The 11,337-nt window shown below is 48.8% G+C and carries 8 protein-coding genes; 4 read left to right on the forward strand and 4 right to left on the reverse strand.

Annotated features, from left to right (window positions below):
* Positions 1-112 precede the first annotated feature (112 nt).
* Complete coding sequence (locus tag VP504_RS14715) at positions 113-1,435, forward strand: IS4 family transposase (RefSeq protein WP_325891603.1); 1,323 nt, start codon at positions 113-115, stop codon at positions 1,433-1,435.
* A gap of 59 nt (positions 1,436-1,494) precedes the next feature.
* On the opposite strand, the gene dapD is transcribed toward VP504_RS14715, so the two are convergent.
* Together dapD and VP504_RS14725 are read right to left on the reverse strand one after the other, a co-directional pair.
* Positions 1,495-2,526 (reverse strand): 2,3,4,5-tetrahydropyridine-2,6-dicarboxylate N-succinyltransferase, encoded by a 1,032-nt coding sequence (gene dapD / locus VP504_RS14720; protein WP_325891827.1) that lies wholly within the window; start codon positions 2,524-2,526, stop codon positions 1,495-1,497.
* A 227-nt stretch (positions 2,527-2,753) separates the two neighbouring features.
* The gene (locus tag VP504_RS14725; protein ID WP_325891829.1) at positions 2,754-3,050 is read right to left on the reverse strand and encodes a YebG family protein; all 297 of its coding nucleotides are present in this window, start codon (positions 3,048-3,050) and stop codon (positions 2,754-2,756) included.
* Positions 3,051-3,131: 81 nt separating this feature from the next.
* Here VP504_RS14725 and VP504_RS14730 point away from each other — a divergent pair, with 81 nt between their 5' ends.
* Positions 3,132-3,818, forward strand: coding sequence for a DNA-3-methyladenine glycosylase I (locus VP504_RS14730; RefSeq protein WP_325891830.1), 687 nt, complete (start codon positions 3,132-3,134; stop codon positions 3,816-3,818).
* On the opposite strand, the gene VP504_RS14735 is transcribed toward VP504_RS14730, so the two are convergent.
* A complete protein-coding gene (locus tag VP504_RS14735; RefSeq protein ID WP_325891831.1) occupies positions 3,815-4,723 on the reverse strand; it encodes a LysR substrate-binding domain-containing protein in 909 nt (302 codons plus the stop codon). The genes VP504_RS14730 and VP504_RS14735 overlap by 4 nt on opposite strands.
* Before the next feature lie 166 nt (positions 4,724-4,889).
* Here VP504_RS14735 and VP504_RS14740 point away from each other — a divergent pair, with 166 nt between their 5' ends.
* Both VP504_RS14740 and recC read left to right on the forward strand, forming a co-directional pair.
* Positions 4,890-5,813: a TDT family transporter gene (locus VP504_RS14740; protein ID WP_325894056.1), complete on the forward strand. Its 924-nt coding sequence runs from the start codon at positions 4,890-4,892 to the stop codon at positions 5,811-5,813.
* Positions 5,814-5,939: 126 nt separating this feature from the next.
* On the forward strand, positions 5,940-9,335 hold the full coding sequence (gene recC, locus VP504_RS14745; protein WP_325891832.1) for an exodeoxyribonuclease V subunit gamma: 3,396 nt from the start codon (positions 5,940-5,942) through the stop codon (positions 9,333-9,335).
* Positions 9,336-9,387: 52 nt separating this feature from the next.
* Here the strand turns inward: recC and VP504_RS14750 are convergent, their stop codons facing one another.
* Complete coding sequence (locus VP504_RS14750) at positions 9,388-10,860, reverse strand: methyl-accepting chemotaxis protein (RefSeq protein ID WP_325891833.1); 1,473 nt, start codon at positions 10,858-10,860, stop codon at positions 9,388-9,390.
* Between the last annotated feature and the right edge of the window lie 477 nt (positions 10,861-11,337).

The raw sequence follows: 11,337 nt of genomic DNA on the forward strand, positions 1-11,337 counted from the left end.
ACAAAAAGACCAGCTTCAGGCTTAATGCCGATCAGTTAAGCAATAAATGATCGGTTGAACGATCCTTATAGGCTGTCAAAATCCGAGTGTTTCTCTGCACTCGGATTTCTTTATGTTCTTAAGGCAAGCGCTCGACCGAATACACCAATTCTCTGCTGACCAACTCAATGGGCTATCAGATCTCCTTTGCCCCACACTGATTAATCAATGTCTTGAAGACACGGGCGTCGCCACGATTCGTAAGCGTCGACTCCCCATGGAACTGATGGTGTGGAGCGTGGTGGGAATGTCTCTTTATCGGCATCTATCGATGAGCAAGGTGGTCTCTCAGCTTGATATATTACTTCCGGGTAAGAAGCCTTTTGTTGCGCCGAGCGCGGTGATTCATGCCCGTAAGAAACTAGGACATGAACCCGTAGAAGCGGTGTTCAACCAAACTCAGCAATTGTGGCATGAGAAAACCCCGCATCCCGATTGGTACGGGCTCACTTTGCATGCCGTCGATGGCGTGGTTTGGCGAACACCTGATACGACTGACAATGATAAGGCGTTTAGTCGAACAGGTAATAAAACAACGACGTCAGACTATCCCCAAGTTCGCATGGTCTGCCACATGGAATTGACGAGCCATCTGCTCAACAGTGCCGCCTTTGACTCCGTCTCGGTCAGTGAGATTGACCTCACCGCTCAGCTTATCGACAAAGCCCAAGACAATAGCCTTACCCTGTTTGACAAAGGCTTCTACGCATTGGGACTTCTCCATCGTTGGCAAAGCCAAGGAGAGGAAAGACACTGGCTAATTCCCCTTCGTAAAGGGGCGCAATATAAGACGTTAAGAAAACTGGGACGCGGTCAGGAGCTGGTTGAGCTCTCCCTGACTGCCCAAGCGAAAAAGAAGTGGGTAGATGCGCCGGATACACTGGAAGCCAGACTCATTACCACCAAGATAAAAGGGAAAGAAGTCAAACTGCTGACTTCCATGACCGACCCTAAGCGTTATATAGGTGCAGATATCGCAGAGCTCTACAGTCATCGCTGGGAAATCGAATTAGGCTACCGAGAGATGAAACAGTCCATGCTTCAAAATAGCCTGACGCTAAGAAGTAAAACGCCGGCGTTAGTGAAACAGGAGCTTTGGGGAATGCTGCTCGCCTATAACCTGTTGCGTTTTATGATGTGCCAGATGGCGTATTCCTTGAATACGGTGATGCCATACCAAATAGGCTTTAAGCAGGCATCGATATTTTTGGTGAGTCAGTTGCAGATGCTTCCGGCTGTCGCGCCGGGCAGATACCCAGAAGTACTCAGATATATCCTCGATATGGCAGAGAGCTTTGTGCTTCCAGAGAGGCGGGAGAGGACATATCCCAGAGCAGTAAAGAAAAGGCCCAGTCGCTATGCGACTAGGCCTTCTAGAAAGCGTCATTCAGCTTAATTCACATGCATTACAGCTTCAGGCTGGCCTTTTTCAATATTTGCTTTAACACTTGTGAATTAGTTGTTCGCGTGCAGCTCAGCGTTTAACTCAACCGCAGATTTGTTAGTCAGACACTCAATTTTACCTGTCACTGAGTTGCGACGGAACAGAAGGTCGGTCTTGCCTGCTAGGTCACGTGCTTTTACGGTTTCCACTTCTTGGCCGTTTGCATCCAGCATGGAGACTTTTGTACCTGCAGTCACGTACAGACCTGACTCGATGGTACAGCGATCACCCAGTGGGAAACCAAGACCCGCGTTCGCACCCAGAAGGCTGTTTTCGCCAATAGAGATAACGATCTGGCCGCCACCGCTCAAAGTGCCCATGATAGAAGCACCACCACCAATGTCACTGCCGTTACCGACCATCACACCTGCAGAGATACGACCTTCGACCATGCTGACGCCTTCAGTGCCTGCATTGAAGTTGATGAAGCCTTCATGCATAACAGTAGTGCCTTCACCTACATGCGCACCCAGACGTACACGTGAGGTATCTGCGATACGAACGCCCGCAGGAACCACGTAATCAACCATCTTAGGAAACTTATCTACACAGTCTACGGTCAGTGTTTCACCTTTCAGGCGAGCTTCCATTTGGCGATCTGCTAGTTCAGGTAGGTCGATTGGTCCCTGGTTAGTCCATGCAATGTTATGCAGCAGGCCGAAAATACCATCCAAAACAATGCGATGAGGCTTGGTAAGACGGTGAGAGATCAGTTGAAGCTTAAGGAACCCTTCAGCTACGCTTGCTGGCTTTTCGTCGGTCTCAAGAATAGTCAGAACGAGTGGTTGGTTAGACTCCGTTGCTTTGGTTGTAAATGATGCTGCTGCTTGTTCGTCAGCTGCTGAGAAAGCAGAAGCGATAGCTGTGCAGTGTGCTGCTTCCACTTCAAACGCTTCGTTACCGCCTTGGTAACCGACAACGTCGGCAAGTGCTGAAACCAGAGAGTCTGAAGGGTTTAGAACTGGGGTTGGGAAAAATGCTTCGATGATTTTTCCATCTTTGTTTTTGGTCGCGGTGCCAAACGCTAGAGCAAAACTGGCCATAATCCGGGAGTCTCCTTGTCTCTTCCAATAGCATCGTTTGATATCAGATGCTGCATGATAATTGTGATAGCTGGAGACATCTTAAAGTGAAGTGCATCAAGATTGAAGGGTGAGGGGAGAGAATCCTTTAGATTAACGGCCCTTACGGTGAATATGGGTTAAATAGACCGAAAATTAGGACAATATTGAAATAAAAAACGCTCCGTATGGGAGCGTTTATTGAGAAGTTAAGCCGCTTCGGCGTCATCTTCCTTTGGGGCATCAGCCTTTTTCTTCGCTGGCTTTGGGGTGGGCTTGCGTTTAGCTCCCAGAGCATAGAGTACTTCTTCACGATTTTGCGCAAGGAAAAGGGACAATTCTTCGCGTTGCGCTTCATCGCCTGTGACTTCGCTTTTACCCAGCAGCTCAAATAACTCATCTGCCATGTCGAGCATTTTGTCATACGCGTCAGCTTCCGCTTTAGAGGTAAAAGTCATCTTCTCTTCTCCGTTGCGTTCAACCACATATTTGACGATAACGGCCATGGTTAACCTCTCTTAATTTGTTTACTGTCTGTTTATACAGTAGAGTAAAGTTACCTGTCTAGTTTAACCGTGATTACTGTGATGGCATTGGAAAAATTCTCAGAGATTTATCATCGAGCAGCAACAAGAAAGGGAAGTAACAGCGATCTGGAGCAGCGTCTGGCACACCCTAAGAGCGTAAAAGAACTTAGCGAGATCCCGGATGATCGATGGCTAGCAACATTCAGTCAAAAGATCTTCCAGTCGGGAATGAATTGGCAGGTGGTGAGGAACAAGTGGCCAGGTTTTGAAGAAGTCTTCTGGGGCTTTGATATTGAAAAAATGTGCCTAACTCCACCCGAAATGTGGGAGGAGAAAGCCACAAACCCTGCGATCGTCCGTCACTTGGGTAAAGTCATGACCATTCCCCACAACGCACAGATGATCAAAAGTGCGGCGAAGCAACACGGCAGCTTTGCCAAGTTCGTGGCGGAGTGGCCGGAAAGTGACATCATTGGTTTATGGACTCAACTGAAAAAGCATGGTAGCCGTTTAGGTGGTAATACTGGCCCTTATTCACTTCGTATAATGGGTAAAGATACTTTTATCTTGTCTGGCGATGTCGAAGGATATCTGCGAGCTCACAAGATCATTGATGGTGGCCGGGATACTCGAAAGTCGTTGAATGCGGCGCAGGAAGCGTTTAATCAATGGCAGAAAGAAAGTGGACGTCCACTTTGCCAAATCAGCCAGATTATCGCTTTCAGTGTGGGTGATAACAGCTATTAATCGTTAACTTGCCACTCGCTGGTAAACGTGAGAAAACGTTCAAACAGTAGCGAGTGGTGTTTACTTTTATGGTGTGCCAACCAGTACTGACGGCGTAGATCGAGCGGTAACGTCAGCTTATTAAGTCTTTTATTGCTAATGGCATGCCTAGCAGCAAGTGTGGAGAGATAAGCTAGTCCAAGCCCTGCAGCAGCACAATTGATGATGGCTTCAGTCGTACGCAGTTCAAAGGCTACCGTCCAGTCCTCTAATCTTGGGGCGATACGTGAGAGGAAATGCTCACGGGTACCGGAGCCTGTTTCCCTCAACAGCCACGCATGGTTTTCCAAATCAAACAGCGTAATCTCTTCTTTTTGCGCCAAAGGATGGTCGATGGCGCAAACAATACACATGTCGTCTGAGAGCCAAGGCTCCATGTGCAAATCATCGTTTCCCAAATGATGTTTAGTCTCGCCTTGTCCTTCAATGAGTCCGATATCGAGTTCAAATGCGAGTAACCTGTCGATGATCGATTGACTGTTCGAGATCACCAGCTCCTGGTCAATATGATTACTCTGTGCCCTGAAATCCCTAAGCAAAAATGGCACCAGTTGATTTCCTATAGTGTCGCTCGCGCCCAACCTAAGGTGGCCAGAGAGCTCGCCATTAGAGTTCAATACCTTCGTGATTTCATCGCTTCGGGTAAGCAGCTCGTCTGCCATAGGGAGGAGTCGATGACCCTGATCGTTGAGTATCAGCCGGTTGTTGACCCGCTCGAACAATTTGTGCCCGAGCTGACTTTCTAGCTCTGAGATCGCCATGCTGACAGCAGGTTTGGAGAGGAAAAGCAGACTGGATGCAGCCGTAATGGTTTTTTCCTGGGCAACGGCGACAAAAACCTGTAGCTGGCGAAGAGACAATGACATCTGGATATTTACCCATCGATTTAATCTATTTTAAGTTTAACTTAACTTTAGGTTAAAGATATTCAGATATACTAAATAATAATGCCGTTCTATCATATTTTATGTGTTTTTCTTCTAAAGATGTGGCAGAGCAATGCGTAGACGTCTCAACTTACTTCCTACACCAATGGCTGGCCTTGCGCTGGCAATCGCAAGCCTTGGTTGGAGCTGGGAAAATGTAGGTAACTTTGGTGGAAATGCTCAGATTTTGGGCGCGGTGATCGGTGGTATCATGCTGTTGATGATTGCTCTGAAATTCACCTTTTCTCCCAAAGGTTTGTGGTGCGATCTGCAACACCCTGTCGTCGGTAGTGTGGTACCTACCTTTGCCATGGGTGTGATGATTGTTTCTGCCTCTATCAGCAAAATTTCTCCCCTGATGGGTGACTCACTTTGGATGTTGGCCGTGGTTGCTCATGTCGCTTTTCTTGTTTCTTTTGTTTATCACCGAGCCCGTGACTTTTCACTGACGCACATGGTGCCTAGCTGGTTTGTGCCGCCTGTAGGCTTGATAGTTGCTGATGTTGCTTTCTCGGGTAACCCTGCGCTGCGTCCAGTGGCAGACGGTATTATGTTATTCGGTTTACTGGCTTATGCTGTGTTGCTACCGCTGATGCTATACCGCCTAATTTTCTGTGGTGAGGTACCAGATGCGGCGAAGCCAACCATTGCTATTTTGGCTGCCCCTGCAAGCCTGTCTCTGGCTGGTTACCTGACCGTGAGTCAATCTCCTTCACCTGTCATTGTGGCGGTGCTTCTGGGGATTGCTTTACTGATGACGCTGGTGATTTACGTGTCATTTGCCAGATTGTTGCGTTTGCCATTCTCACCGGGCTATGCCGCGTTTACCTTTCCAATGGTGATCGGCGCGACAGCATTGTTTAAAACTGCGGCTTGGTTAGAGTCGGCTGGTGTAGCGGCAACTTATGTGAATCAGGTTTATGTGCTGGGTATTATCGAGTTGGTAGTCGCCACTATCGTGGTTGGGTATGTGGCCATGCATTACCGCCGCTTCATTTCTCTGCAATGGAAAATGCCAGCCACAGCATAACGTTCGCGAAATGACCCCAAATAGCCTGCATCTTGTGCAGGCTTTTTCATTTCTAACTGCATGAAATTGCACTCTTGAAGTCATTCCGCCACAATCTCTCCAATACCGTTCTCAAGAGTCTTGCCCGTGTTCACTGTCTATCACTCTAACCAGTTGGATCTTTTGAAAAGTCTGCTGGTCGCCATTATTCAGCAAAAGCCATTGGATAATCCTTTCCAAAAGGAATTAATCCTGGTGCAAAGCCCGGGCATGGCGCAGTGGCTCAAATTGGAAATGGCCAGAGAGCAGGGGATTGTTGCGAACGTTGAGTTTCCACTTCCAGCCACTTTCATCTGGCAGATGTTCACTCAGATTTTGGATGATGTGCCGCAGCGAAGCTTTTTTAACAAAGAAGCGATGACCTGGAAGTTGATGACTGTCCTGCCAGAGCTCCTTGATCAACCAGACTTTGATGAACTCAAGTGTTACCTCGAAGGCGATGATGACAATCAGAAGCTTTACCAACTGGCGGGCAAGATTGCTGATATCTATGACCAATATCTGGTGTACCGACCTGAGTGGATAAAGGCATGGGAAAACGAGCAGACTGTTGATGAGTTGGCTGAGGAGAAAAGCTGGCAACCCACGCTTTGGCAGGCGCTCTACGATTACACCCTTCAGCAGGAGCAGTCGCCTTTTCACCGTGCCAATCTTTATGAAGAGTTTATTGAGGCACTAGCGTCTCATAAAGGAAAACCAGACGGTCTGAAAGGCATTGAGCGCGTTTTTGTGTTTGGCATTTCTGCTTTGCCTCCTCGTTATCTTGATGCCCTTAAAGCATTGGGTGAGCATGTTGATGTCCACTATATGTTCACCAACCCCTGTCGTTATTATTGGGGGGATATTCGTGACAAACGTTATCTGTCGAGACGTTCAGCCAGCTTGGATTCACGTATTAGCCGTACCAGCGATACTCAAGAGCCAGCGCAGTTTGCCCTGCCATTAGTTAGTGAAGATGACTCGGCCGAAGTCGGTAATAGCTTGCTGGCGTCTATGGGTAAGCTTGGCCGTGACAACCTGCTGCTGATTTCTGAACTCCAGTGTAATGAGGTCGACCAGGGCTTTGTCGATGTGCAGCGCGACAACCTACTCCATCATATTCAGGCTGATATTCTTGATTTGATTGAACCGGGTAACATCCAGGAGACCCTTACCAGTGAGAGCAAGGTGGGTATTTTCGCCGAAGATCGCTCTGTCATGGTGGAGGTTTGTCACAGCCCGATGCGTGAAGTGGAAGTGCTGCACGACAGGCTGCTTGAGATGCTTGAACAAGACCCGAGCCTGTCGCCGCGGGATATTATCGTTATGGTTGCCGACATTAATGCCTATAGCCCGGCAATTCAGGCGGTATTTGGCAATGCGCCCGGTGAGCGCTTTATTCCGTTCTCGATTTCAGACCGCACGGCCGATCAGGAAAGCCCAATCCTTACGACTTTCCTGCGATTATTAGGGCTTCCAGACAGCCGTTGCAGCGCAGCCGAGCTTCTGGAAATCCTCGAGGTTCCTTCCGTGATGCGTCAATTTGGTTTTGATAACCACCAGTTTGAGAAGGTGAAATTCTGGGTAGAAGAATCCGGTATTCGCTGGGGGCTCGATGATTCAACGGCGGCGCATTTCTCCTTGCCTCATCAACACCAGAACACCTGGTTGTTTGGTCTTAATCGCATGTTGCTAGGCTATGCAATGCCGAGTGAAGCCGGGCTTTATAACGATGTGTTGGCGTATGACGAAGTACAAGGACTGGAAGCAGAGCTGGCAGGTAAGTTGGGTGAGTTCTTTCGTGTGATGTCGGCGACGCAAAAAGTGCTGCTCGGCGCGAAAGATGGACATGCCTGGGTGCAGGCACTGACATCACTCTTTGACGAGATGTTTGCACTGGATACAGACGAAGAATTAGCTGGGCAGCTTATCCGCACTCAACTGGATAACTGGCTGACCCAACTGGATGACGCTGGCTTCAACCAAACGTTGGCGTTACCTATCGTGCGTGATTATCTGAAAGAAAAGCTTGGCGGCGAGCGTGTCAGTCAGCGCTTCCTTGCCGGTCAAGTGAACTTCTGTACTCTCATGCCAATGCGTTCTATCCCGTTTCAGGTGGTGTGCCTGCTTGGTATGAACGATGGCGATTACCCGCGCACCATCGCGCCAGTTGGATTTGATTTGATGGCGGATCGCACCCGCGCTGGCGACCGTTCCCGTCGGGATGATGACAGATACCTGTTCCTCGAAGCGCTGCAATCGGCGCAGCAACGTTTATACATCAGCTATGTAGGCCGTTCAGTTCAGGACAACACAGAAAAAGTGCCTTCTGTATTGGTGACTGAATTACTCGATTATTGCCGTTTGGGATATTGTCTTGAAGGCGACCAATCTCTGCCGGAGCACGAGTCCGGCGAGCGTCTGCTCAACGCCTTGAATCACCATAATCCAATTGTTCCTTTCAGCCGAAAGGCCTTTACTGAAAACCGTCAAAGTTACGCGGCGGAATGGTTACCAGCAGCGCGTGGCGAAGGGCAACTTGCAGCGCCTTTCCTTGATGGCAAAGCGCTAAGTGAAGAGCCTGATCTGCAATCCGGTGTGGTTGAACTTGCGGAGCTGCAGCGATTTTGGCGCTTACCTGTTCAGTACTTTTTCAACCGCCGCTTAAAGGTATTCTTTGAGTCGCCGGAAGGGGCAATGGAAGAGGCCGAGCCTTTTGCGCTGGATAATCTTCACCGTTACCAGTTGCGGGATGCGCTCCTATCCCATGTTATCGCTCATGATGACAGTGAAGCCTCGCTGGACGCCTTTTTCAGGCAGCAAAAAGCGAGTGGCAGTTTGCCGCTCAATCACTTTGGTGAACTGACACTTGAAACGGAACAAGCCGGAATTTTGGCTCAGTATGCGCAATTAAAGCCGCTGCTGACTGACAAACGAACGGCATTGGAAATCAATCTTTCTGTCGCCACAACCCGGGGAACAGTCAAACTTCAGGGCTGGTTGGATGAACGTTACCGCGCTGGACGCATTTTGTATCGAAGCGGACAAGTCAGGGGGAGAGACAAGCTGGCAGCATGGATTGATCACCTCTGCCAGTGTGCAGCAGGCGAACAACTGGAAACCCGTTTCATCGGAGTAGATGATGATGTGGTGTGGAGTCCTATTGCCAAAGAAGAGGCTTTGTTGAGCCTAGCGGTTTACGTCGAATACTATCTTGCGGGCATGGAAGCGCCACTGGCTTTTCTGCCGAATACTGCGCAGGCAGGCTTGGTGGCTTGTATTGATAAAAAAGGTCACTGGTCGGAAGACGACGCTACGTTGGATAAAGCTCGTAGCAAGATGCGCGCAGCCTTTGAAGGGGGCTATATGGTCTCGGGCGAGGGGGAGAATACTTACGTGGCTCGTGTCTGGCCACAGCTAGAGGATGAGCTTCTTGACCAGGTTTTTGAGCTTGGAAAAACGTTACTGTTACCTGCGCTAAATGGCGAGAAAAAAGAAGACTGAAACTAGGTTTTATCAGAGCCTAGGGTCAGCCTTCTTACATTACGGGCTATATTCAAGCGTTGATCTTGAACTTCAATAATTGGCTGCGGCCGGTATCGCTTAGGGACTTCACTTTGTCGCTCAGTCCTAAGGTATCTTCCGACGCTTCACGGTTGGTATGAGAAATGTCGCTGACATTGACCACGCTGCGGGCAACTTCCTGAGAGGCGCTGACTTGTTGCGAAGTGGAAGCTGCTACAGCGGTGTTCATTTGCTCCAACTCGTTAATCAGTTCAGCTAGCGCCGTGAGTTGTGTCTGGGCAAGTCTTGCCTGCTCCAGACTTTGTGCTGTTTTGTCTGTACCGCTGCTCATGATCTTCGCTGCAACTTGAGCTCGCTCCTGCAGCCTCTCGATGATGGCGTTGATTTGAGTTGTCGACTCCTTAGTGGAATGCGCAAGCTTACGTACCTCATCTGCTACCACCGCAAACCCTCGGCCTGCACTGCCTGCACGTGCTGCTTCAATCGCGGCATTTAGCGCCAACAGGTTAGTTTGCTCAGAGATATCGTTAATCACAGTGACCACGTCGCTAATTTGGTCGCTTGAAGCAGCTAGCTCGCGGATGCTTCTTTCCGCATCAATCACATCGTCATTTACTTGCTCAAACTTGCCCAGTGAGGCAGAGAGTGATGCTTCCGCTTCAGTCACCAACTTGCGGGAGTGACGTGTACTCTCCTGTGCGGTAAGTGTGCTGGATTCAACATCCTTGATAGCAGAAGACATTTCTTCCATCGCACTCGCGACAGAATCCAGCTCTAGACTTTGATTACGGATTCCATCCGTTGAACGGTTCGCTAAATCCGCCATGGTTTTGCTATCACTGTCGAGTTGGTGAAGCGTAGCATCGACGTTTGAGAGTAGACCCTGAAGCTGCTCACAAGCGGCATTGAGATTGCGGGACATCTCTCCGAGTTCGTCTGTGCTGTCGATACTGGCTCGGGCAGTCAGATCACCACTGGCGACGATGCTGAGGGCGCGCTGAATCTCACGAACGGAATTGACCAACATACGGGAGAGCATAGTCGCAAGTAACACCAGAACGGCAGTTATGGCCATGGCGAATAGCGCGGCCTTAGAAGCCTCTTTCCAAACAAGCGCTTCGAGATCGTCTACGTAGAGGCCTGTACCAATCAACAACTCCCATGGTTCATAGCGTTTTACGGCGCTGACTTTTTCCAGTGGTTCTTTACCACCGGGTTTTGGGAACCAGTAGCTGGTAAACCCACCTTCGATAGGTTGAGCGACTCGTCTGAAGTCCCTAAGAAGTAGTGTGCCTTTGCTGTCCCTGAAGCTGCTAAAGTCTTTACCAACCAGGCTTTTTGCACCAGCTAGCATGGTGCCTTTTTTATCAATAGCGAAGAAGTAACCGTCTGCGCCAAAGGTGAGCGGTTGGAGCGCCGTCATCGCTTTCTGGCGGCTGACCTCAGATGAGTCGTTCTGATAGTGGCTGTCGACAATTTGCGTCGCCAATTCGATAGTTTGCATTAAGCTAGATTTTCTCTCCAGCAGGAGGTCTTTGTGCAGGCTTCTCGCTTGGAAAGCTGTTAGCAGGACAATGCTAATCACTGAGATGCATACAATAAGCAGTAGCTTATATTGCACAGATAAGTTCGCAACAAATTTCATACTAAGTATATCCGTGTATTTAGATGTCCATAACGAAAATTAAACACGAAGGGTTACTTAATTGAAGCAAAGTATCAATAGGACGATTCGTAATGAGAATTGTTTTTGATTGATCTGCTTCGCAGACTTATTTTTCGTCACACAAAATGTCTGGTTTTGTAATCATTGATGTAGAGGAAGTTGATAGGTTTAGGTGGTAATCCAATACCAAATGTCACGGTGTTAATATCTCTAAACACACTACGTGTTTAGGACTCAGGTAAGTTGGCTAAACAGAGAGCCTCAATTTCTGCATTCCTTCATTCGCTTTTGCGGAAATGGAATGAATGTTTATCG

The organism is Grimontia sp. NTOU-MAR1 (genome assembly GCF_035758505.1).
Lineage (GTDB): Bacteria > Pseudomonadota > Gammaproteobacteria > Enterobacterales > Vibrionaceae > Enterovibrio > Enterovibrio marinus.